Origin of the sequence: Tistrella bauzanensis (assembly GCF_014636235.1) — a bacterium.
GTDB lineage: Bacteria > Pseudomonadota > Alphaproteobacteria > Tistrellales > Tistrellaceae > Tistrella > Tistrella bauzanensis.
In genome coordinates this window covers 1-23,392 of record NZ_BMDZ01000073.1, presented here as the reverse complement: position 1 = coordinate 23,392, position 23,392 = coordinate 1, and the positions used below count along the sequence as shown (strand labels likewise).

19 protein-coding genes and 1 tRNA gene are annotated in these 23,392 nt (G+C 69.5%); 8 read left to right on the top strand and 12 right to left on the bottom strand.

Annotation, left to right across the window (positions count from 1 at the left end):
* Positions 1-100: 100 nt before the first annotated feature.
* The gene (locus IEW15_RS21540) at positions 101-541 is read right to left on the bottom strand and encodes a hypothetical protein (RefSeq protein ID WP_188581832.1); all 441 of its coding nucleotides are present in this window, start codon (positions 539-541) and stop codon (positions 101-103) included.
* Positions 538-888, bottom strand: a complete 351-nt coding sequence (locus tag IEW15_RS21535; protein ID WP_188581830.1) for a helix-turn-helix domain-containing protein — start codon at positions 886-888, stop codon at positions 538-540. The genes IEW15_RS21540 and IEW15_RS21535 overlap by 4 nt, the downstream gene beginning before the upstream one ends.
* Before the next feature lie 205 nt (positions 889-1,093).
* On the opposite strand from IEW15_RS21535, the gene IEW15_RS21530 reads away from it, so the two are divergent.
* Positions 1,094-1,579, top strand: coding sequence for a hypothetical protein (locus tag IEW15_RS21530; RefSeq protein WP_188581828.1), 486 nt, complete (start codon positions 1,094-1,096; stop codon positions 1,577-1,579).
* An 8-nt stretch (positions 1,580-1,587) separates the two neighbouring features.
* Here IEW15_RS21530 and IEW15_RS21525 read toward each other — a convergent pair whose 3' ends face one another.
* From IEW15_RS21525 to IEW15_RS21500, 6 genes are all read right to left on the bottom strand, one after another.
* Positions 1,588-2,322 (bottom strand): phosphodiesterase, encoded by a 735-nt coding sequence (locus tag IEW15_RS21525; protein ID WP_188581826.1) that lies wholly within the window; start codon positions 2,320-2,322, stop codon positions 1,588-1,590.
* Positions 2,323-2,419: 97 nt separating this feature from the next.
* Complete coding sequence (locus IEW15_RS21520) at positions 2,420-4,015, bottom strand: FAD-binding domain-containing protein (RefSeq protein WP_188581824.1); 1,596 nt, start codon at positions 4,013-4,015, stop codon at positions 2,420-2,422.
* Positions 4,016-4,124: 109 nt separating this feature from the next.
* Positions 4,125-5,375, bottom strand: a complete 1,251-nt coding sequence (locus IEW15_RS21515; RefSeq protein ID WP_188581822.1) for an SLC13 family permease — start codon at positions 5,373-5,375, stop codon at positions 4,125-4,127.
* A gap of 165 nt (positions 5,376-5,540) precedes the next feature.
* Entirely contained in the window at positions 5,541-6,905 is a 1,365-nt protein-coding gene (locus tag IEW15_RS21510; RefSeq protein ID WP_188581820.1) for a hypothetical protein, read from the bottom strand.
* 199 nt (positions 6,906-7,104) lie between these two features.
* A complete protein-coding gene (locus tag IEW15_RS21505) occupies positions 7,105-8,754 on the bottom strand; it encodes a diguanylate cyclase domain-containing protein (RefSeq protein WP_188581818.1) in 1,650 nt (549 codons plus the stop codon).
* 40 nt (positions 8,755-8,794) lie between these two features.
* Complete coding sequence (locus IEW15_RS21500; protein WP_322111522.1) at positions 8,795-9,610, bottom strand: DUF6065 family protein; 816 nt, start codon at positions 9,608-9,610, stop codon at positions 8,795-8,797.
* Between the two features lie 155 nt (positions 9,611-9,765).
* Here IEW15_RS21500 and IEW15_RS21495 point away from each other — a divergent pair, with 155 nt between their 5' ends.
* Positions 9,766-10,635: a class I SAM-dependent methyltransferase gene (locus IEW15_RS21495; protein ID WP_188581816.1), complete on the top strand. Its 870-nt coding sequence runs from the start codon at positions 9,766-9,768 to the stop codon at positions 10,633-10,635.
* A gap of 11 nt (positions 10,636-10,646) precedes the next feature.
* On the opposite strand, the gene IEW15_RS21490 is transcribed toward IEW15_RS21495, so the two are convergent.
* Positions 10,647-11,567 carry a DMT family transporter gene (locus IEW15_RS21490; protein ID WP_188581814.1) on the bottom strand — a complete coding sequence of 307 codons (921 nt, stop codon included), beginning with the start codon at positions 11,565-11,567 and terminating at the stop codon, positions 10,647-10,649.
* A gap of 383 nt (positions 11,568-11,950) precedes the next feature.
* Between IEW15_RS21490 and IEW15_RS21485 the strand changes: the two genes are divergently transcribed.
* The 6 genes from IEW15_RS21485 to IEW15_RS21460 all read left to right on the top strand — a co-directional run bounded on the left by IEW15_RS21485 (position 11,951) and on the right by IEW15_RS21460 (position 19,605).
* Positions 11,951-13,351 (top strand): MATE family efflux transporter, encoded by a 1,401-nt coding sequence (locus IEW15_RS21485; protein ID WP_229708464.1) that lies wholly within the window; start codon positions 11,951-11,953, stop codon positions 13,349-13,351.
* A 59-nt stretch (positions 13,352-13,410) separates the two neighbouring features.
* Complete coding sequence (locus IEW15_RS21480) at positions 13,411-14,364, top strand: ATP-grasp domain-containing protein (protein WP_188581810.1); 954 nt, start codon at positions 13,411-13,413, stop codon at positions 14,362-14,364.
* Complete coding sequence (locus IEW15_RS21475) at positions 14,361-15,566, top strand: C45 family autoproteolytic acyltransferase/hydolase (protein WP_188581808.1); 1,206 nt, start codon at positions 14,361-14,363, stop codon at positions 15,564-15,566. Before IEW15_RS21480 ends, IEW15_RS21475 begins: the two co-directional genes overlap by 4 nt.
* The gene (locus IEW15_RS21470) at positions 15,554-16,801 is read left to right on the top strand and encodes an MFS transporter (RefSeq protein WP_188581806.1); all 1,248 of its coding nucleotides are present in this window, start codon (positions 15,554-15,556) and stop codon (positions 16,799-16,801) included. The genes IEW15_RS21475 and IEW15_RS21470 overlap by 13 nt, the downstream gene beginning before the upstream one ends.
* A gap of 2 nt (positions 16,802-16,803) precedes the next feature.
* A complete protein-coding gene (locus IEW15_RS21465; protein ID WP_188581804.1) occupies positions 16,804-17,811 on the top strand; it encodes a PhzF family phenazine biosynthesis protein in 1,008 nt (335 codons plus the stop codon).
* 108 nt (positions 17,812-17,919) lie between these two features.
* A complete protein-coding gene (locus IEW15_RS21460) occupies positions 17,920-19,605 on the top strand; it encodes a methyl-accepting chemotaxis protein (protein ID WP_188581802.1) in 1,686 nt (561 codons plus the stop codon).
* Between the two features lie 81 nt (positions 19,606-19,686).
* Here IEW15_RS21460 and IEW15_RS21455 read toward each other — a convergent pair whose 3' ends face one another.
* From IEW15_RS21455 to IEW15_RS21445, 3 genes are all read right to left on the bottom strand, one after another.
* Complete coding sequence (locus IEW15_RS21455) at positions 19,687-21,186, bottom strand: DEAD/DEAH box helicase (RefSeq protein ID WP_188581800.1); 1,500 nt, start codon at positions 21,184-21,186, stop codon at positions 19,687-19,689.
* A 574-nt stretch (positions 21,187-21,760) separates the two neighbouring features.
* Positions 21,761-21,852, bottom strand: a tRNA-Ser gene (locus IEW15_RS21450).
* Between the two features lie 137 nt (positions 21,853-21,989).
* Positions 21,990-23,129, bottom strand: a complete 1,140-nt coding sequence (locus IEW15_RS21445; RefSeq protein ID WP_188581834.1) for a trans-sulfuration enzyme family protein — start codon at positions 23,127-23,129, stop codon at positions 21,990-21,992.
* Positions 23,130-23,392: the final 263 nt, after the last annotated feature.

Genomic DNA, 23,392 nt, shown 5'->3' with positions numbered 1-23,392 from the left:
CGCGCGAGACCCCCGCCAAGCTCCCAAGCCGTCAGCAGACGGCGTCAAACCATGGGTAGCGGGCATTCGGCAACAGCCTCTTCGAGCTTTTGCTTTTTGGTCATGTGATAGCTCCGATCTGCGGCGCCTTTGCCGACAGATCGTCGAACAGGGCTTTTTGAGGGGACGGATCCGCTAGAACCATGTTGGCCTGAAAGGGCGCGTTCGCCGGGGCGACCGCAAGTTCGGTCCGAAGCTTTGCTTCATCGATCGGCGAGGCGCCTGCAATAATCTGCATGACCTGCCTAAAAGCCGTCTTGAAACTTGAATTTGGAGTGGATGGCCGATCCCGATGTGATTCCAGGTGGTTGTGAAAGCCGCTTTGGAGAACCTCATGTGGGCACCGGCCAACCGGCGGCATCATAGCCGCGATTACCTGCGTCATGGAAGCAATCTGAGCAATGCGGAATGGGCTGTCCTGACCGCCAGTCATGCCACCGCCGGCACGGAAAGTGCGGCTGGTGTTTTGCCTGAACGCTTGGCGGATGGTTCCGCTCGTCACACAGAAGAACTCCGCCGCCTCTCCAACACCCCCACAATCCCCGCCAGCAACTCCACATCCTCTTCCGGCAGCAGTTTCACCCCGTTCAGCACCTTGATGGCGCTCTCGGACAGGGCAGGGGTTTCCCCCTCCCCGGGTTCGATGTCGGTGAAGAAATCGGCGATCTGGACGTTGAGGACGTGCGCGAGCTTTTCCAGGGTGCGAACGCTGGTGACCACCCTGCCGCGCTCGAAATTCGAGATGGTTTCGACGTTCTTGTACATGAGCTGGGCAAGCTGCGCCTGCGTCAGGCCGCGGGCTTCGCGGAACGCTTTGATGCGGGTGCCGATGTAATTGCCGATGTCCATGGCCCGATCCTGCGGAGAAAGGCCGGGCCTGACTATCTGCGTAATAATCGGTTCTTCTTACTAAGCCTAATTTTATGGTATGCCCTGGATGCGGCGTGCTGATCGCGCACTGATCAACCCTTGGGCATGGAGACAACGCATGGCGAGAAGATGGAGCCGGTGGGGCCTGTCATCGCGGCGCTTTGGGCGCGTTGGCCGGTTGCTGATGGCAGTGACGGCCACCACCGCCACCCTCCTCGCCGCCACCCCCGCCCCCGCCGCCTGGCAGCATCTGCCGCCCGAGCTGGTGCCGCGCGCGGGCGGGGTTACGGCGGCGCGGGGGGTGTATCCGGTGTTCTATCTGGCGTCGGAGAGCGGGTTGAGCGCGCTGGTCGCCACCTGCGGGGATGATGGCGCGCCGGAGGTGTTCTGGCTGGCGGCGGGGGCCGAGGCGGTGCCCGAGGGGGTGGCGGCGTTGGAAGTGGTGTGGCGGGTGGGGGATCGGCAATCGCAGGCCGGGGTGTGGTGGGTTGGGCACACGCGGCGGATGCTGGTGCCCGAGGGCGGCTGGGCCTTGGCCGAGCGGCTGGCCGGCGAGGCGCTGTTCGAGGTCGACAGCCGGTTCCTGTTTCCGGCCCGCGAGCGGTTCGACGTTGCCGCCACCGGTGGCGTGGTCACCGATCTGGTCACGGCCTGCCCCGCCGGCGGCTGACGCGGCTCTCAGGCGAAGGGCATCGGCCCCGGGAAGTCGCCGATCGGCAGCACATGGCTGATCAGGCCGGTGCCGGGGCGCCACTGGTGCAGCAGCATCGCCGGCGGCTCGACATAGGAGGCCGCCTCCGCCGCCGGGTCCAGCCGCAGCGCGATCGCGGTGGTGGTGCTGGGCGCCGTGCACAGCAGGGTGCCACCGAAACGCAGTTGCATGGCCCGGTGAATATGGCCGCAGGTGATCCGCTCCACCGACGGAAACCCGGCCACGATCGCGGCCAGGCGGTCGCCACGCCGGCAGTGATAGGCGTCGATATAGGGAATGCCGCTGTCGAAGGGCGGATGGTGGATCATGATCAGGGTCGGGCGGGCGGGATCGGCGGCCAGCGTCCGGGTCAGCCATGCCGCCGCCGCGTCATCGATATCGCCGTGATGCCGGCCGGGCACGGTGACGTCCAGCCCGATGATCCGCACCGGCCCGAACCCATCCGCCACCAGATGCAGCGGCGCGTCCGGCGGTTGATCACTGCCGCCGCCGCCCTGCCCCTCACCGAAACACCGGCGAAAGGCGGCGCGTTCGTCGTGATTGCCGGGAATGGCCAGCAGCGGCATCGCCAGCGCGTCCAGCATGTCGCGCGCCATGGCATAGGCCTGGGCCGTGCCGTCATCGGTGACGTCACCGGTCAACAACACCACATCCGGGCGTGGCGTCAGCCGGTTCAGATGCCGGATCGCCGCCGCGAACATCGCATTCGAATCGACCCCCCCTGATAGAGCTGGCCGCGCGGGCGGATATGCGGGTCCGAGATCTGGGCGATCAGCATGGCTCAATCCTTGTGCGGTATCAGAAATCGAAGCCAAGCTGGCGCGGATCGGTCTTGCGGCGGCGGGGGGCGGGTCTGGCCCGTGCCGGCGGGGCCCCGCCACCGCCGGGGGGAGTGGCCGCGATCAACTCCGGCGTGTCGGTCATGGCCGTGTCCCCGGCGCCTCCGGCCGCGCGCAAGGCCCGAGCCAGCCGGTCACGCGCGGCGCGGGCCGCCGCCAGCGGCTCGGCGATCGGGGCCGGATAGTCGCGGCCGAGGGTGATGCCGGCCTCGGTCAGCACCGCGTGCGGCGCCGTCCAGGGCGCGTGGATGAACGGCGTCGGCAGGCGCGCCAGGGCCGGCAGCATGGCGCGGATGAAACCGCCATCGGGATCCTGCATCTCTGATTGCCGCACCGGATTATACATGCGGAAGACCTGGCCGCCGGTGGTGCCGGCCTGTATCTGGGCCTGCGCCCAATGGATGCCCGGCTCGTAATCGACGAAGCGGCGCGCCAGCACCAGCGCCACCGGCCGGAAATCCAGCCACAGATGATAGCTTGCCACCGCCATCACCATGGCGCGCATGCGGAATGGGAGCCAGCCATCGCGCGCCAGCGCCCGCATGCAGGCATCGACCAGCGGCCAGCCGGTCTCCCCCCGGCTCCAGGCGTCGAGGTGCCCGGCGGTGTTGGTGCCACGCAAACCCTCGAAGGCCGGGTCGAGGGTGACATGCGGGCTATCGGGGCGGGCTTCCAGGCCCTGGATCATCCGGCCGCGCCAGCGCAGCCGGTCGGTGAAGGCATCGATCGCCTTCAGCCGGTCGCCGGTGATCGCGGGCGGCAGGTCGCGCAATTCGTCGCGGCGCCGCACCGCCGCCGCCATCACCTCACGCGTCGACAGCGTGCCCCAGGCCAGATGCGGGCTCAGCCGCGAACAGGCATCGCCCGCCATGGCCGGCGAGGCCATGCCCCGGCGATAGCGCAGCAGACGGCGGTCGAAGAACCGCTGCATCGCCGCCTCGCCCGCCCGCCGGCCACCCGACTGGCGACCGGGGCAGATATCGGGCACCCGGTCGATCAGCCGGTCGAGAGTGTCTGGGATCGGGCCGGGCTCGATTCCGGTGGCGGGGGGAATCGCCGCGGGCGATGCCGCCGGCGCCGACGCCATGGCCCGCGACCAGCGCGCAGGCCAGCCCGCGCCATCGGCGGCACCGCGCAGCACGCCGTCATGGCCGCTCTCCACCCATGCAATGCCCTGGTCCCGCGCCCAGGCGGCGACGGCGGCATCCCGCCCCCAGCTCCAGGCGGTGCCGGTTTCCCGATGCGACCACAGGCCGGCGATGCCCTGCGCCCGCCGGATCGCCGCCAGCACATTGACCGCCGGCCCCGCGCGCAGCACCAGCGGCTGGCCGCGCGCCGCCAGATCGCGGCGCAGATCAGCGAGCGCCTCGCGCACGAAGCCCCATTGCCGGCCGCTCATATCACTGCGGCGCCACAGATCCGGCTCCAGGATATACAGCGGCAGCACGCCGCAGCCGGCCTCACGCGCAGCCGCCACCGCCGCCAGCAGCGGCGCGTGATCGGCGCTGCGCAGGTCGCGTTTGAACCAGACGATGTGCAGTCCGGAGGTCGTCATGCCTGCCTGCCGATGCCGGGGCGGGCCTCAACCGCCCGCGCGGGGTGTTGAAGATAACGCCTGTGTCAGGGGATGCCAGAGCCGCCACGCGCAAGCCCGCGACCGACGCTCAGAGTGGCAATCCGCCGATGCCCCAGAACCACAGCACGGCCACGATCATGCCGGCCAGGGTCATCGGAATGCCGGCGCGGGCATGGATGGCAAAGCCGATCACCACCCCCGCCTGCCGGGCCCGTTCCACCGCGATGATATTGGCCAGACTGCCGACCACCAGCAGATTGCCGGCCAGCGTCGCCAGCACCGCCAGCGCCGTCAATGCCAGCGGCGGCCAGTCGGGCACCACCGCCAGCAGCAGCATCACCAGCGGCACATTGCCGATGGTGTTCGACCCGGCCAGGGTCAGCGGCGCCATCACCACCAGCCGGTCGGGGGCGATGCCCTGGGCGGCCAAAGCATCCAGCGCCACGCCCGGCAATCCCGTCTGCGCAAAGGCCGCCGTCACCACGAACAGGCCGGCGAACAGCAGCAGCAGCGACCAGTCGACTTCGGCCAGCAGGCGCCGGGTTTCGATGCGGCGGCTGACCAGCAGCGCCGCCGCGATCGCCACCGCCGCCTCGACATGATCGAGCGGCGTGGAAAAGGCGACCAGCAATGCCGCCAGCGCCACCACCGCCTTGATCAGCGCCGCCCGGTCGAGGATGGCGCCGGCGCGGATGGTGCCGGCCGGTGATGACGGCGTGGTCTCCGCGGCCGCCAGCCACCAGCGCCGGCGCCACACCGCCCAGATCGCCAGATGCACCGCCACCAGCCCGGCCAGCGCCGGCACTGCCGCCACCAGCGCATAGCCCCAGAAATCCAGCCCGCCCAACTGGCCGATCAGGATGTTCTGCGGATTGCCGATCAGGGTGACAGCCGATCCGGCATTGGCGCCGCCGGCCAGCGCCAGCACGAAGGGGCGCGGATCCAGCCCCCGGCCGCGCACGCCCCGGGCCAGCGGGATCGCCAGCGCGAACACCACCACATCGTTCGACAGCGCGGCCGATAACAGCCCCGCCGCCATCACCACCAGGGCCAGCAGCGTGACCGGCCCCACCCGCCCGGCGGCAAGCCGGCCGGCGGCGGCGTCATAGAACCCCGACAGCGCGAATTGCGCCGACAGGATCATCAGGGCGAACAGCAGGATCAGCGTCGGCCAGTCGATCGCGGCCAGCGCCTGACCGGGCGTCATGGCACCGCTCACCACCATCAGCAGGGCGCCGATGATGGCAATGCCGGTGCGGTCGACCGCCAGCCCCGGCCAGCGCCCGGCCGCCATCCCGGCATAGACCGCAAGGAAGATCGCCAGAACCACCCAGGTCATGGATGGCACCGGCAGATGGTGCGGAGCGGATGACAGAGGGCGCAGACCATGACGGACGACTCTTCGCAAGGCGGCACGGCATGATGCCCTGGCCGCCTCTGTCATCCCGCGCCGGCCGGCGCGGCGTCAATCCGAAAAGCGGCCTCCCTCAGATCCGCGCGCGCCTCAGATCCGCTCGAACGTCACGAAGGGCGACAGCAGCGAGATCAGGAAGGCGCCGGCGCCCAGCAAGGGCGGGCCGTCCTGCAACAACGTGTCGCGATCGGCCAGGGCCTGAAGATCGATCCGCGCCGAGGCGCCGGGGCTGATCGCATCGGCCACCCAGCCCGCCAGCAGGCCGTTGCCGACCGCGTTCAGATGCAGGTTGTCGAGGCCATAGAGGCTGGAGGTCTCGTCATCCAGGATCAGATTGGCCAGCGCCAGATCCCGGCCCTTCACCCGCACCGCCACCGCATGGGCGGCATCGCCCCGGTGTTTCCGGTCGACCTCCACCATCCGCGCCGCCAGATCGACCACCACCAGCCGCTCGCCCACCGCCGCCAATCCGGCGCGAAACGCATCGGCGGCGGCGGCCGACAGCACCGCCGCCTGCTCGTCCAGCTCGGCCACGTCGCGGCCGGTCATGTCGCCACGGCCGGCCAGATAGCCGACATAGCGCCGCCAATAGCCCTTGGCCTTGGGGTCGCGGCCGGGTTCCTGATCATCGGGCCATTTGGCGCGCGGCCGCAGATTGGCAACGGCACTTGGTTTGGGCAGGCCGTTCAGCACGATCTGGTCGGTATCGGCCAGGGCCGGCGCCAGCGCCTCGCCCAGCGCCCGCATCCGATCGGGCAGCTTGGCCATCTTGCGGTCGAAGACATTGATCCGCTTGCCGGCCATGATGGTCGCGGTCAGCCCGTCATTCTGGCCGATGCTGACCAACAGCCGCCGTGGCCGGCGGATATCCACCCAGTCGACCTGGGTCAGCCCGTCAAGCTCGGGCAATCCGTGCGGGTTCAGCAGATGGGCGGTGTTGATGCCCATATGCATCTCGACCAGTTCGTCACCCGGCAGGCCCGATGCGGCGCGAAACCGCTTCAGCGCGCCCGCGAACATCCGGCGGGCGGCGGCGGCGCTGCCGCGCTTCGGATCGATCAGGTCGTCGACCTCGGCGCCGGCGACCGCGATGTTGTCGAACAGCGCCGGGCCGGCAAGGCTGCGGGCACCTTCGGTCAGCAGATCGGCCTCCCAGGCCGCCACATTCTCAAGGATGCGCGCGCGCAAGCCCGCGACGTTCACCGCCGATTGCGCCAGATCGCGATAGGCCTGTTCCAGATCGCCCATCACCACCCGCGGATAGCGCGCCGGCTGGACGGTCTCGCCCAGGGCCGCCGCGACCAGCACCGGCGGCGCCAGTTGCGCCTTGTCGTCATCGATGGTGGCCGACCGCATGCCGTTATAGAAGCCGTCGCCGATCGCCATCAGGGCGGGGGCTGGCGGGTTGCCGATCCGGTCGCGAATTGCGGCGCGTGCCGCCGTCTCCAGAACCATGGCGTCGGTGTCTCCTCCGTCCGGCCGTTGACGCGGCAGCCAGCAGGGCACAGCATCGCCCATGCCCGGCGATGCGCGCCCGGCGCGTTTTCTTGATCACCCGGATCATATCATGACGAGAGACACGACAACCACCATGGCGCGAAGACCAGCCCGATAAAACAACGCAGAGACACAAGACCGCGATGATGTCGGTGGCTCAGGCGGCGGTATCCACGCCGCCATGAACCCGCACCCGGCCGCGCCCGGCACGTTTGGCCTGATAGAGCGCCGCATCGGCGTGGCCCAGCACCACGCGCGGGTCGCGATCATCCAGCGGCCACAAGGCGACGCCGGCACTGGCCCCGATATGCGCCATCACGCCATCCTCCAGCGGCACCGGCATCGACAACAGGGTGATCAGCCGTTCGGCGGTGTGAACCGCCTGTCCGGCGGGATCGTCGCTGTCCAGCGTCAGCAGCACCACGAATTCATCGCCGCCCAGCCGGATCGACACATCGGTGTCGCGCACCGTCTCGCGCAGTCGCGCGGCGGAGGCGATCAGCACCCGGTCGCCCATGGCATGGCCCAGCGTGTCGTTGACCGCCTTGAAGCCGTCCAGATCGATGAACACGCAGCCCAGCACATTGCCTTCATCGCGCAGCCGCGCGCACAGCAGGTCCAGCACGTCATCAAAGAACCGGCGGTTCGGCAGGCCGGTCAACGCGTCGCGTGCCGCCGCCGAGACCGCCGCATCCAGCGCGTTGCGGCTGTGGGTCAGCCGGTCGATCAACGCCCGCAGCGAATAGGACAGCAATTCCACCTCGGTGGCGCCACGGACATTGGGAATTTCCACCGCATCCTCGCCCGACCGGATCCGGTCGGCGGCATGGGCGATGCGGCGCAGGGGCTGCGCGATCCAGCCCGCGACCAGCCAGCCGGCAATCGCCACCAGCAACCCGCCGCCCAGCCCCCAGATCATCACCGCCCAGCGCAGATCCTGCACCGGCGCCATCGCCACACCGGCCGGCAGCCGGACATGAACCGTCCAGCCCAGCGCCCCCATATCGCCGCGCCCGACCACCGCGGCATATCCGGTGAGCTGGTGGTCGGCCCTGTCGGGCCAGCTTGTCGTCACCCAGCCATTGCGCGCGATCGTCGCCGGCTCAGCCGAGGCGGCCGGCACCGCCTGCCCGATCAGGGCATCGGGGCCGATGATCACCCGCCGGTCGCCATCGGCCACCACGATCTCCAATGGCCGGTTGCGGCGCAGCCCGCGGCCGTAATCGCGCTGGACATCCTCGGCCCACCGCCAGCCGATATGGCCGATCAGCGTGCCGCGCAGGCGGCCGTCAGGGGTCAGTGCCGGGGCCGCCACGGCCACGAGACGGGGGCCGTCGAGGCTGCCCGGCATCGACAGGCGCCGGCCGGTATCGATCACCACCGGCCAGGTCTGTGCTGTCTGCAGCCACCCGAATTCCGCATCGTCCAGCCGCTCGCCAGCCTGCGGCCCCCGGCCGCTGGCGGCCACGACCCGCCCGCCGGTGTCCACATAGGCCAGCCACACCATGGTGTTGAAGCTGGACTGCACGCCCGAGACCGTCACCGCGATCCGCGCCTCGTCGCGCGGGTCCAGCCGCGCCAGCTCCCACGCTGCCAGCCGGATCTCGTTGCTGCGGCTCAGCATCTCGCGGTCGAACCGGTCGGCCGCAAGCTGCGCCACCTCGGCAAGGCCGGTGCCGATCTCGGCGGCCAGATGGTCGGCGGCGCGCCTGCCGATCAGGGTTTGCAGGCCGATCACCAGAATGGCGATCAGCACCACGCACAGCAGCGCCACCCGGCTTCTGAGGTCATTCAATCGGACCGGCACCAGTCGCCTCCCGCGGGTTGGGCCGATGGCCGGTGGGTTCTCATCCCGCAGCAGGGCCGTCCTCCGGATCGGCATCGGCCGGATCCGGATCGGCTGTTGTCATGCGCTCGAAGGGCCGCAGACGCAGCTTGGTGCGGTGCGGCACCATCTGCGGGCCTGCGCCATCGGGCGCGCGGCCCCGGAAATAGTCCTTCTGCCAGCCGGCCCGGCGGGCGGCACTGTCTTCTTGTCCCAGATCGTTCAGAAAACGGCTGCGGCCCTCGACGAAGGCCGCATGGGCACGGGCGGTCGCAGGGTCGCTGTCGATCGGGCGGATATCGGGCCGCATGGCTTCCATCAGCGATGGCAGCACCGGAATGATGGCGGCAAACGGCTCGCCCGTCTCGAAGCGTATCGGTGTCTGCGCCCGGGTGAACCGCCAGTTCATGGTGAAGCCGAAGGGCGACCAGCCGGTTTCCACTAGCCCCGACAGCGGCGCGATCGCATCCTTCGGCCGGTTCAGCGGTCCCTGCACCATCAGCGCCACCTCGCCCGCCGTGCGAAACAGCCAGGGGACATGAAACGTCAGGATACCCGATCCGAAATGCCCGGTCGCCGGCTGGCGGGCCGGATCGTCCGGGCTGACCACGACATCGCCCGGTGCGGCGCCACCGGTCCAGACCGCGCTGAACCCCGCGGGCGCCAGCAGCTCCCAGCCCCAGGCATTGGCCACCGCCAGCGGCAGACAGCGATAGGCGAAGCCTTCCGGCGTTGCGTCCATCCAGTCGCGATCGACCGGTGCCGGCCGGATCTCAGGCCCCTCGGCCCCCAGCGAGAAGGCGGTCAGTCGCGTGATGTCATCATTGTCCTGGCTCATGGTCTGGCAGAGTAGCGCCGGTTCAGCCATCATGCCAGTGCCGGGGCGCGGCCCCGCCGGGCCGTCGGCGATGCCCCCGACCGTGCGTTCCCAACCAGGTGACCGGCCGCTATGCTGCATGCCGCCATCATCAGCACGAACAGGCGGTACCATACATGATCCGGACACGGGTGAAGAAGGTCTTGCCGCCATGGCTGTTCAGGGCGCTGCGCGACCTGCCCTATGCCGTTCAGGACATGGTGACGCCACGGCCGGCGGGGGCGCTGGCCCCTCCCCTCCGGCTGATGTATGAAGGCCCGCGCGGCTATGACGTCTTCATCCGCAACGGCCTGGAAACCGCGGCCTTCTATCGGCAGATGCTGGGCATGGAACCGGATGACCGCGTCCTGGATATCGGCTGCGGCATCGGCCGCAAGACCGTCCCGCTGCTCGACCTGCTCGACGCGCGCGGCTTGTATGTGCGCATGGATCTGGATCCGCGCGGCATCGACTGGTGCACGCGGCATATTTCGACACGCAATCCACGTTTCTGCTTTTTCACGATGCCGGTCTACAACCGGTTCTATAATCCCCGGGGCCGCCTTCCGGCGAACCGTTTCGTGTTTCCATTTCCGGACAACGCCTTCGACAAGATCGTCCTGTGGTCGGTGTTCACACATATGTACCCGGGCGATATCGACCACTACCTGTCCGAGATATCACGCATCCTGGTGCCCGGCGGCGTTGTCTGCGCCTCCTATTACATCATGAACGAGACGGCGCGTGCCGCGATCCACGCCGGTCGGGCCAGACATGCGGTCACCCATGCCCTCGGCGATTGCTGGACCACCAATCCCAACATTCCCGAAGACCTGATCGCCGTCGATGACGTCTGGCTGCGCGCGGCCCACCATCGTCACGCCCTGACAATCGCGCCCGGCGATCTTTTGCCTGACAATTGGACAGGCAACGATGTCGCGGCGGACCGGACCGATGCCCGCACCGCGATCAGGCTTCAGGATGTGGTGATCGCCCGCAAGCTCTGACCCGACGGCACTCAGGCCAGCAGCACCAGCAGCACGCCGGCGATCACCGCAACACTGCCCGGGATGTCGGCGGCCTTGGGCCGTTCGCCCAGCAGCAGCCGCCCCATGATCAGGGTGAAGACCAGTTCCACCTGACCGAAGGCCCGCACCAGGGCCGCGGTCTCCAGCGTCATCGCCCAGGCCCAGCCGGCCGATCCGGTCACGCTCAACAGCCCCACCACGGCTGAACTGCGCCAGGTGCGGAACACCGCCACAAAGGTCGCGGGCTCGCGCGCCACCAGCCATGCGCCCATCAGCACCGCCTGGATGGTGTTCATCACCGCCAGCGTGGCGATGGCGCGGGGGAAGGCCGGACCATCGCCCAGCCCCAGGGCACCGGCACGGATGCACACCGATGCCACCGCGAACATGGCGCCGGCACCCAGCCCATACAGCGCCGCCTTGTCGCCGGCGCCGCGCAGCAGGGCGGCGACACCGTCACGGCTGCCACGGGTGGCGAGCACCGCCACACCGGCCATGCACACCAGAATGCCGGCCCAGGCGGTGACGGCCAGCGCCTCGCCCAGCACCGCCCAGCCAACCAGGGCCACGATCACCGTCTCGGCCTTCGAATACACCGTGCCCACCGCGAAGCCGCGGGCACCGAACGACATGATCAGCAGATTGGTTCCCAGGATCTGCGCCACGCCGGCCACCGCGCACCACAGCGCATGCGTCACGCTCAATGCGGGCAGTCCGGCCGGGATCGGCCCGTCGGCCGGCAGCAGCGCCACGGCGGCCAGGGCCGCCAGCGACACCGGCGCGCCATAGGCATAGCGCACGAAGCCCGCCCCCTGCACCGACAGGAGGCCGCGAAGCCGTTGTTGCAGCGCCGTGCGCGATGCCTGCAACAACGCGGCCGCGACAGTGACAACCACCCAGGTCTCGATCATCGCTCCGGCCCTTCACGTCATCAGCATGGCACCTGCGTCACGCAGTGGTATACCACTTGGTGTTATTTTGGTATACCATGCCGGTTATGCATAGGCCGGGTGCGTCTTTGGCGCATCATCTTTCCTTGGCGCGGCGATATTCTGAAGAGCTTACACGCCGGATGGTGCTCATCACCCCTGGCCGCATACGCGGCCCCGCCATCCTCGGACCGTCCGACGGCCATGATCCCCGCAGCAGACACGGCGCCTTGCGTGCCGCGCGCGCCTCGCGGGATCAGCCTTGCCGCCGTCCCGGGCCCGATATCCGCGCGCGTCCCTGCCAAGCTTCAGTGACCAACATGACCGGCACCGCCTCCCCCGCGGCCGGCGCACGGACCCCGCTCGTGCGCGAGGCCCCGTTCCTGCACGAGATCCGCGCGACCTTCGCGCTGGCCTGGCCCATCGTGCTGACCAATCTGGCCCAGATGGCCATCACCACCACCGATGTGCTGGTGATCGGCCGGCTGGGGCCCGAGGCGCTCGCGGCGGCGACCCTCGGTGCCAATCTCTATTTCGCGCTGTTCATCTATGGCATGGGCCTGGCCATGGCCACGGCGCCGATGCTGGCCCAGGCGGTCGGCGCCCGGCTTGGCATCATCCGCGATGTCCGGCGCAGCGTCCGTCAGGGCCTGTGGCTGTGCGCGGGTGTCAGCGCCGTCTTCATCCTGGTGATGGGTGAAACCGAAACCATCCTGCGGGCGCTGGGGCAGGATCCGGTTCTGGCGGAACGGGCTGCGGCTTATGTCCACACGCTGCGCTGGGGCGTGCTGCCGGCGCTGTGGTTCATCGTGCTGCGCAACTTCATCTCGGCACTGGGTCGGCCGCGCGCGGCGATGGTGATCACCATCATCGCCATCGCCATCAACGCGGTGCTGGATATCGGTCTGGTGCTGGGCGCATTCGGCCTGCCGGCGCTGGGTCTGGTCGGCGCCGGCATCGCCAGCACGCTCGCCAATCTGTTTCTGTTCGGCGCGCTGACCCTGTTCACGGTGGCGGATCGCCGCTTCCGGCGCTTCAACCTGTTCGGCCGCTGGTGGCGGTCGGATTGGCCGCGGCTGGTCGAAATGCTGAAGATCGGCCTGCCGATCAGCCTGACCGTCGGGTTCGAGGTGACGGTGTTCAACGCCGCCGCCTTCATGATGGGACTGATCGGCACCGAGGCGCTGGCCGCTCATGCCATCGCCCTGCAGGTGGCGGCGCTCACCTTCATGGTGCCGATGGGTGTGGGCCAGGCGGGCACGGTGCGCGTGGGTCTGGCGGCAGGGGCCGGCGATGCGCGCCGGGTGACGATGGCCGGTCGCTCGGCCATTCTGCTGGGCATCGGCTTCATGGCCCTGTCGGCGATCGTGATGCTGTCGATCCCGCGCACCATCATCGGCCTGTTCCTGGATGCCGGCGACCCGGGCGTCGCCGAAACCACCCGCATCGCCGTGGGATTTCTTGGCATCGCCGCGATCTTCCAACTGGCCGATGGCGCCCAGGCGGTGGGCGCCGGGCTGTTGCGCGGCCTGAAGGACACAGCCATGCCCATGATCTATGCCGGCATCGGCTATTGGGGTGTGGGGCTGGGTCTTGGCGCCGGGCTCGCCTTCGGCGCCGGCATGGGCGGCACGGGGATCTGGATCGGACTGGCGGCGGGGCTCGCCACGGTCGCGGTTCTGATGCTGACGCGCTGGTCGCGGCGCGGGCGTCTGACACGGGCCACGGCGCCCCGGCGGCGAGATGGCACGGCCGAGGACGCTTGATGCCGTAACACCCGGGGGAGTATATATCGCGCAAACATCAACTCATGATGGATTTTGCGATGTCCTCCCCCACCATCCTGATCCTGGTGCGTGAACCCACCGCCGACAGCGAGGCTCTGGCCCTGGCCCTGGCACGCCAGGGTGCCCATGCGCTGATCCGGCGCCCGGAAGCGCTGACGGTGGCGATCGACGGCCGGTCGCTGACCATATTGGACGCCGACGGCGCACCGGTCACCGTTGACGCCGCCCTTGGCTGGACCTCGCTTGCCGCCCGCGATGCCGGGCTGTGGCTGTTGCGGGCACTGGAACAGGCCGGTGTGCCGGTGATGAACCGGGCAGCCGCACTGGATGGCGGCCAGTTGAAGCCGGTCGGCTCACTGGTCCTGGCGGCCCACGGCCTGCCCCATGCCCGCACGGTTCTGGCCGGCGCCGATGCCGACCCAGATATGCTGATCACCACGCTGGGCCTGCCGATGGTGGTGAAGCCGTGCCTTGGCACCAAGGGTGGCGGTGTCCGTCTGATCACCGACCGAACCGATCTGGTGGCGCTTCTGGCTGCGGCCGCAGCCGGCCGGCTGCCGCTGTATCTTCAGGAACATGTGCCCAATGCGGGCGTGGATCTGCGCATCCAATGCGTCGATTACCGCCCGTCCTATGCCTTTCGCCGCCATGCCGCACCCGGCGCCTTCGTGACCAACCTGCATGCCGGTGGCCGCGCCGAGTTGGTGACACCGATCGCGCCGGCGCTGGCGGCACTGGCCATGGCCGCCGCGCGCGCCTTCGACGCGCCGATCGCGGGTGTCGACCTGATCGAAAGCCCCGATCGCGGGCCGGTGATCCTGGAGGTCAACATGACCCCGGGCTTCTTCACCGCCGCCGTGCTAGCCGGCGATCAGCGCGTGATGATCGAGCCCGCCGCGCGCGCCGCCGCCGATGCGATCGCCCGCGGCCTGATCCGGATGGCGGCAACCCGACGGCGCGGCGCGACCCTTGGCCACGGAACCGCCGCATGACCGCCGCCCGCATCCTGGCCCAGGTACCACAGCCGGTGCGGGCCACCGGCGGGCCGCGCCAGCGTGGCCGGATGATCGGTCAGGCACTGAAACCCGCGCTGCACGCGTTTCTGGACGAGGATGTGGCCCATATCGACCGGGTGCGGAGCGCACCGCTGGGCCGCGAGCAGGCCCGCCTGCTGGCGCTGAGCTTCGCCATGGTCATTGCCGCCACCCTGCCCGGCATCTTCGCCGAACTGAACGGCATGGCCGAAGGCGCCGACCTGCCGCTTGCCGACATCATGATCCTGCAAATGCGTCGGGAACTGGCCATGCCCGGCATCGGCCCCGCCACCTGGCCGCCGGCGACCGACATCTCAGGCGGGGTGGAGGGCTGCACCACCGTCGCCTTCCGCGCCGATACAGGGGCCGGGCGGCACCGCCCGCTGATCGCACAGACCGCCGATCTGCCCGGCGATCTGTATGGTCTTGGCACCGTGCTGCATCTTCAGGGCGCCGGGCCCGCCGGCAGTGACATCCTGGCCTGGGCACCGCTGGGTCAGCTCGGGTTTCTGGGCATCAACGGCGCCGGGCTCGCCATCGGTATCAATATGGTGGTTGCCGAAGGCTGGCGGCCGGGGGTGCCGCCCTATCTGATCATCCGCCATCTGTTGTCGCTGCCCGACGCCCGTGCCGCCGAAGAGGCGATCGCCCGGTTACCGCGTGCGTCTTCGCGCTGCTACACGCTGGCCGATGCCCGCGACCTGATGATGATCGAGACGACCATCGATACCCGTCGGCGGCTGGACCCGACGCCCGACATACCGCAATCGCGGCTCAGCCACTGCAATCACTTCCTGCATCCCGATCTGGCCCCCCGCGACCGGGTGCCGGACTGGTCGTCGACGCGGGTGCGCGCGGCCCGGATGGACACGGTGTTCGCATCCGGCGCCTGGGCCGCTGGCACCGCCGGCGCCGATGATGCCCGCGCACTGCTGGCCGATCATGCCAATGCGCCGCTCAGCATCTGCGCCCATGATCGTGGGCCCGCCCGGGGCCGCACCGTCGCCACCATGGTCATGGACCCGCTGGCCGGGTGCCTCGACATCGCGGCCGGCACCGCCTGCGACACCCCCTTCATCCGCCATCGGATCGCGCCGCCCGCGTGGCCGGGCGTCATGGATCCCGCAGCCGACGCCGGAGTCGCCCCATGGAACGCGTGATCCGCCTGCGACTGGCGGTGCTGTTCCTTGAGAAATTCGCCGAAGCCGCGATCTTTCCGTTCATGGCATTGCGCTTTGCCGAAACCCTTGGCACCGGCACCGCCGGGCTGCTGATGTTCACGGCCTTTGCCGCCGCGACGCTCGCCGGCATCTGGGCCGGGCATCTGGCCGATACGCTGGGCCGGCGGCGGGTGCTGGTGCCGGCCGAGATCGGCCGGGCGATCGCCGCCGCCGCACTCGCGCTCGCCATTCTGCCCGAGACGACGGCGATGGCCGGCCCCGTCGCCGCCTGGGCCGGGTTTCCGCCGTTTCTGGCGCTGGCGATCGCCGCCGGCGTCTCCACCCCCACCGCCGAGGCCACGGTCATCGATCTGGCGACGCCGGAACGCCGAACACGGATCTATGGCGCGGTCTACTGGATCACCAATGTCGCACGGTCCTCGGGCACGCTGGCCGGCGCCGCCCTCTATGCCGCGGCCTTCGGCTGGCTGCTGGCGGGCATCGCGGTGCTGGCGGCCGGCGTTGCCATCGCCCTGATGCTGTGGCTGGTCGAAACCCGCCCGGAGGCCGTGCGGGCCGCGGCCAGCCATGGCCGCTTCCATCCGGGCGCGCTGATCGCCGGCTATCTGGTGGTGCTGCGCGACCGGCTGTTCCTGCGCTATGCGCTGGGTGTGTCGCTGTCGCTGGCGGTGGCCGCCCAGCTTGCCCATTACGTGGCGGTCCGTCTGGGCACCACCGTCGAGATGGCGGTGCTGGTCGATGCCGCCGGCTGGCGGCTGGCCCTGAACGGCCCGGAACTGTTCGGCCTGCTGCGGATCGAGAATGGGTTGATGGTGGTGGCGCTGGCGCCGCTGGTCCAGCGCCTGGCCCGGCCGATGACCGACCGGCGGCGGCTGATCATCGGCTTTACGCTGTTCGCGATCGGCTTCTGGGTCCTGGGCTGGTCGACAGCACCCTGGCTGCTGATCCTGTTCACCGCCCTGTTCACCATCGGCGAACTGCTTTATGCCCCACCCAAGCTGGCGCTGATGGCGGCGCTGGCGCCACAGGCGGCGCGCAGCCGTGCGGCGGCGGTGATGGGCCTGGGCTTCCGGGGCGCGCTGATGACCGGCGCGCTGGGCGTGGCCGCTGTCGGCCATGTCGACCCGCAGGTGATGGCGCTGGTGTTCGTGGCCGGCGCCGCCCTGGCCGGATGGCTGCTGGTCGATGTCTCACGCAAGGCCGAGGGGCGCTGACGATGACGGGATTGACGGGACATGCCGGCAGCCCGCGCCTCTATCGGGCGTTCTGCACCGAAGACGGCCATGGCGGCAATCCTGCCTGGACGCTGATCGCCGGCCCCGCCGCCCCCGATCACGATCACGATCACGATCACGATCACGATCCGGTGGCACTGGCCCACGCGGCTGCCACCGCCAGTGCCACCGGCGTCGAGGTCACCCTGCTGACGCCCGGCGATGGCGGGTCATGGCGGGCGGTGTTCATGGTGCCGGGTGGCCGCCTGTCGCTGTGTCTGCACGGTTTGATCGCCGCCGCCGCACGGCTGTGGCAGGACGGCGCCGCGCCCCGGGCGCCTTTGGTGATCAACACCGATGCCGGGCCGCAGCACCTGACCCCGGTCATCCACGACGGCGCCGTCACCGGGGCGGTCTGCCGGCTGGACGGCAATCACCACCGCCCCTGCGCGGATGCCGAAGCCATGGCGATCATCGCCAGGGCCGCCGCAGCGACCGGGCTGGCGCCGGCCCGGTTCCGGCATCCCCCTGCCCGCGCAGGCGCCGCCAGGCCGAAGCTGGTGTTGCGGATCGACGATCAGCACCTGATCGGGCAGATGAGCCCCGATGCGGCCATGGTGGATGCGCTGGGCCGCGACACCGGCACCACCGGCCTCTATGTCTATGCCCATGCCGGCCCTGCCGGTGCCCATGCCGGCCCTGCCGGTGCCCATGCCGGCCCTGCCGGTGCCGCCAGCCTGATCCGTGCCCGCCATTTCCCCGCCGGCATCGGCCTTGTCGAGGATATCGCGACCGGCGGTTCGGCCCCGGTCGCCGGGCTCGACCTGCTGCATCAGCGCCGGGTGTCGGGCCCGCCGCACCTGATCATCGCCCAGGGCCCCGACGCGCCGGATGCCGTTGGGCCAGATGGTGGCGGCATGGCGCGGATCGAAACCTGGCGCGATGGCGATCACGCCCGACCCGGCCGCTGGCTCGTCGCCGGTCACGTCTCCCCCGGAACCACTGGCTGAAAATCAATCCCGCATCGGATCGAGAAGGATTTATTAAAACCTGACGAATACTCTGGGCATCGGTTTGCACAATCATGCGCATGCGCGATGACCCGAAGGCCTTTGTCCATGACCTACAAGTCGCTGTCGATCCGCGGCCGGCTCGCCGTGTCGAGTATTCTGTCGGCAATGATGATCATCGCCGCGGGAGCGGCCGGGATATTTGGTTTCATCAACAGTGATGCCGGGTTGACCGAGGTGACGCGGGTCACTGCCGCGGTTCGCCAGCACATGCAGGGCGACATGATGCATGATGCCCTGCGCGGCGACGTGCTGATGGCGCTGCGGGTCGGCCCTGAGGGCACGGCCGGCGACAAGGCCGAACTGGCGCTCAGTCTTCGCGAACATGCCGACAGCTTTCGCGCCGCGATGGCCCGGCTGGGCGAGATCGGCATGCCCGACGAGGTCCAGCGCCTGATGGCTCCCACCCTTATCGCAGTCGATCGCTATATCGCCGCCGCCGAGTCCATCGTGGCCCGTGCCATGGTCGACCATCCCGCGGCGGATGCCGCCTTCCCGGCCTTCATGGACAGCTTTTCCGTGCTGGAGGCCGATATGGAGGCGCTGGGCGATCAGATCGAGGCAACCAGCCTGACCGTCGCCACCCGGGCGCAGCAGAGCAACGCCTCGCTGTTGACGCTGCTGGTGGCCGTGGTCGGTGGCTCGACGGTCCTGATGCTGACGATCAGCTTTGTCACCGGCGGCGCGATCAGCCGGTCGATCAACCGGATGGCCGATGCCATGACCCGGCTTGCCGCCGGCGACACCGCGATTGACGTGGCCGGTCGCGAGCGTCGCGACGAAATCGGCCGCATGGCGCAGGCGGTGGAGGTCTTCAGGGATACGGCCATCACCAATGCGCGCATGGCCGGCCAGCGCGCCGCCGAGGCTGCCGCCCGCGACCAGCGGGCGCGGGATATCGAGGCGCTGTGCCACGGTTTCGATCGTGATGTCGCGGCGATGCTCGATGCCGTTGTCGCCGCCACCGCCGGCATGCAGGACACGGCCGGCCGGATGCGTCGGATTGCCGACGACACCGCCGCCGACGCCATCCGCGTCGGCAGCGTGTCGGAAGCGGCCGCCGGCAATGTCGACCGCGTGGCCGGCACCACCGAAGAACTGGCGGGCTCCATCGCCGGCATCAGCCAGGACATGGCCCGCAGCACCGACATGACCACCCGCGCGGCACAACAGGCCGGCCAGACCAATGAACAGGTCCGCGCCCTGGCCGACACCGCCCGGCGGGTCGGCGCCGTGGTGACGCTGATCGCCGAGATCGCCGAACAGACCAACCTGCTGGCCCTGAACGCCACCATTGAGGCGGCGCGCGCCGGCGATGCCGGCAAGGGTTTCGCCGTCGTCGCCGGCGAGGTGAAGGCCCTGGCCACCCAGACCGCGCGGGCGACCGAGGATATCAGCCGGCAGGTCACCGCGATCCAGGCCGAAACCGCCCGTGCCGCCACGGCGATCGAAGCCATCAGCGCCACGATCGGCGAGATTGACGGCATCACCACCTCAGTCGCATCGGCCGTCGACCGTCAGGGACGGGCGACCCGCGATATCGCGGCCAGTGTGGAACAGGCCGCCACCGGCAGCCGCCAGGTGGCCGGCGGCATCACTCAGGTCACCGATGCCGCCCGCCAGACCGGAGAGGCGGCAGCCGGGCTGCTGTCGGTTGCCGGTGATCTGGCACGGCGATCCGATGCACTGAAGGCGCGGATCGACAGCTTCCTCGGCGCTGTGCGGACGGCATGAGCGGTGTTGCGACGGAAAACGGGGGCGGCACCTGCAGGTGCCGCCCCCGTTATCACGAGCAGGTCATGCTCGTTCAGATCGTCAGCCGGCCGTGCTGCGCCGCTGCGGACGGCCGTCGAAGCCGCCGCGTGGGCCGCCGGCCGGGCGCTGACCGCCCGGACGCTGGCCACCCGGGCGCTGGTTGTAAGACCGCTCACCGCCACGGCCCTCGGCACCACCACGTGCTTCGGCGCCGCCACGGGCGTCGCCGTCGCGATAGGTCCGGCGCTCGCCGCGATATTCACGCGGCTCGCGATGGTCGCGGGTGTCACCGTTATGGGCACCACGGACCGGGCCGTTGCGGCCACCGGGGCGACCAACGCCACCGCTGGGGCGCCCCTTGCCGACCGGGCGGCCATTGCGCATCTGCTGGCGCTGCGGCGTGCGGTCGGGATTGGCCGCGATCGATTCCGGCGTGCGGCGATCCTCGGTCGGGATCGTCTGCCGGGTCAGGCGCTCGATATCGCGCAGCAGGCCCAGCTCGTCATCGGCGCACAGCGTGACGGCGATGCCCTCGGCGCCGGCACGCGCGGTGCGGCCGATGCGATGGACATAGCTTTCCGGCACGTCGGGCAGCTCGTAATTGATCACGTGGCTGATGGCAGTGACATCGATACCGCGCGCCGCGATGTCGGTGGCAACCAGGATGCGCACCCGGCCGTCACGGAACCCGCCCAGGGCCCGCTCGCGCTGGCTCTGGCTCTTGTTGCCATGGATGGCCGAGGCCGGCAGGCCGGCGGCTTCCAGATCGCTCGCAACCCGGTCGGCGCCGCGCTTGGTGCGGGTGAAGACCAGGGCACGGCCGACCGTGGTATCGTCCAGAAGGTCGATCAGCACGCCACGCTTGCGGGAGGGCTCGACACGGATGATCCGCTGGTCGACGCGTTCGGCGGTGGTGGCGACCGGCGCCACCGAAACCTCGATCGGATCGCGCAGCATTTCAGCGGCCAGACCGCCGATTTCCTTCGGCATGGTGGCCGAGAAGAACAGGCTCTGGCGACGGGTCGGCAGCTTGGCGAGAATGCGGCGGATCGGGATGATGAAGCCCAGATCCAGCATGTGGTCGGCTTCGTCCAGAACCACGATCTCAGTGCGATCGAGCTTCAGGATGCCGCTTTCCAGATGGTCGACCAGACGGCCCGGCGTCGCCACCAGCACGTCCAGGCCGCGATTGATCGCACGGGCCTGCGGGCCGGAGCTGACACCGCCCACGACCACCGCCACCGACACCCGCATGTGACGGGCATAGGTCTTGAAGTTGTCGGCGATCTGGGCTGCCAGTTCGCGGGTCGGCGCCAGGATCAGGCAGCGGGTGCGGCCCGGCAGGTTCGGACGCTGGCGGTCGGCAGCAAAGCGGTTCAGGATCGGCAGCGCGAAGGCCGCCGTCTTGCCGGTGCCGGTCTGGGCGATGCCCAGAAGATCGCGGCCGGCAACGAGATGCGGAATGGCCTGCTCCTGAATCGGGGTCGGCTGGGTATAGCCGGCATCGACAAGGGCACGCAACAGCGTCTCGGACAGGCCGAGATCAGCAAAATTGGTCAAAGGTCAGTCTTTCGAACGGGTGGCGCCGGCACGACCGGCGAGCGCAAAGCTCCGCCGGCTGCGTGTCAATCGGCAGCCGATGAGTGAGGACGTGCCCCGCGTGCCTGGGCCAGTCATGGGCTTCCGCCGTGATCGGCGCTCGGACGGCGAACCGGACCGGTCAAGGTCCGTTTGTGGTTCGTCACGCGGCCGGAGCGCCCGGCAGTGGCACGTCGCGAAGCTTGAAGTCCGCACATGCCCGTTGAGGGTTGCGGTATCGGGCGGGACCAATACCGGGTCGGCGGCGGTGTTCACCGGACCGCGCGGTCGGGACCGCATGATCAGGCGACACTGTCGCGGCACTGTCCGGGGGTACACATGCGCCGTGATGCACAGGACAACCGGAAGGCCCCCGGCGGACAAGACCCCGCCGGCTGAGGTGTTGAGTAACACCCGCGGAGTTTTGCCGCAAGTGCGAAATGCCGCAGGCCAGCCTTGCGCTCCCGGGCTCCCGCTGCATCGGGAGCGGCGGCACCGCCGGCCGTGAACGTGAAAAGGCCCAGCCTGATCAACAGCCTGGGCCTTCTCGGAAATCTGGAGGAGGGGAAGGGATTCGAACCCTCGATAGGGTTTTACCCCTATAACGGTTTAGCAAACCGTCGCCTTCAGCCACTCGGCCACCCCTCCGCATCGGAAGCGTCCGACTACATAGCCAAGCGCCCGGGGCTTGTCAATCGGCTGCAACATGGCGCGGCACGGAATATGGCCGCCCGGCCCCGATTGTCGGCCGATTGCCGCCCGGTCACCGTCAGCGGTGGCCACCGTCAACGGCCGAGCGCGCGGTCCAGATCGGCGATCAGATCGCCCACATCCTCGATGCCCACCGACACCCGCAGCAGGTCGTCGGGAACCGGGCTGGTCGGGCCCTCGATGCTGGCGCGGTGCTCGATCAGGCTTTCGACGCCGCCGAGCGAGGTGGCGCGGGCGAACAGGCGCAGGCGGCCGGCCATGGTAATCGCCGCATCCCGGCCGCCGGCCACGCACAGCGACAGCATGCCGCCGAAGCCGCCGGCCATCTGGCGGGCGGCGATGTCGTGGCCCGGAAAATCGGGCAGGCCCGGATACAGGATCGCCCGCACCCTTGGATCGCCGCTGAAATGACGGGCGATGGCCGCGGCATTGGCGCTGGCCCGTTCCACCCGGATCGCCAGGGTGCGCATGCCGCGCAGCAGCAGCCAGGCCTCGAACGGCCCCAGCACCGATCCGTTCATACCGCGCAGCATCCGCGTCCGCTGCCACAGCGGATCGCCCGCCGCCCCCACCGACACGGTCAGGGTGCCAGCCAGCACGTCGGAATGGCCGTTGAGATATTTGGTGGCCGAATGCATCACGATATCGGCGCCATGCTCGATCGGCCGGGTCAGGATCGGGGTCGCGGCGGTGTTGTCCACCGCCAGCACCGCACCCGCACGATGCGCCAGCCGTGCCGCCTCGGCGATGTCGGTCACACCCCATAGGGGATTGGACGGTGTCTCGATCCAGACCAGATCGGCACCGCCGTCCAGGGCACCTGCCAGGGCCGCCATATCGGTCATGTCGACGAAGGCGACACCGATGCCCGCCGGTCGCGCCACGTCGATCAGCCATTTGCGCAGGCCCCAATACATCACCTCGGGCGCCACGATCCGGGCGCCCTGTGGCAGGGCCTGAAACAGTGTTGCCGCCGCCGCCATGCCGGATGCGAACAGCATGCTCTCCGCCCCGCCTTCCAGCGTGGTCAGCACCGCCTCCGGTTCGTCATAGGCGGCGCTGTCGGCGCGGGAATACACCCGGCCCCGGGGATAGCTGAGATCGGCCGCGCGCTCGAATGTGGTCGAGACATGGATCGGCGACACAACGGCACCGGTCGCCGCATCGACGCGGCCGGTGCCGCGCGCCGCGTGGGTCGCGCGGGCATAGGGCATCTCCGCCCCGGTGCCTGCGGCAGCGGCGTCGCCGGATGTCGGAGATGCTGCGGCAACGGTCTTGTCGGTCACGCCATGTCCTTTCAGAATGCCAGCGGGCCACAATGCCGGCAGGTCAGCCGGCAGGTCACCCGCACGCATGTTATATGTCGCCCTGTTCCGCCTCTGGACAAGCCCCCGCGACCAGGGCAATCGGGTGAAACTGTGCGTGACAGAGCGGAAAAAGTCTGAATCTCTCGTTGTCGACCTTTTTGGCTTGGGAG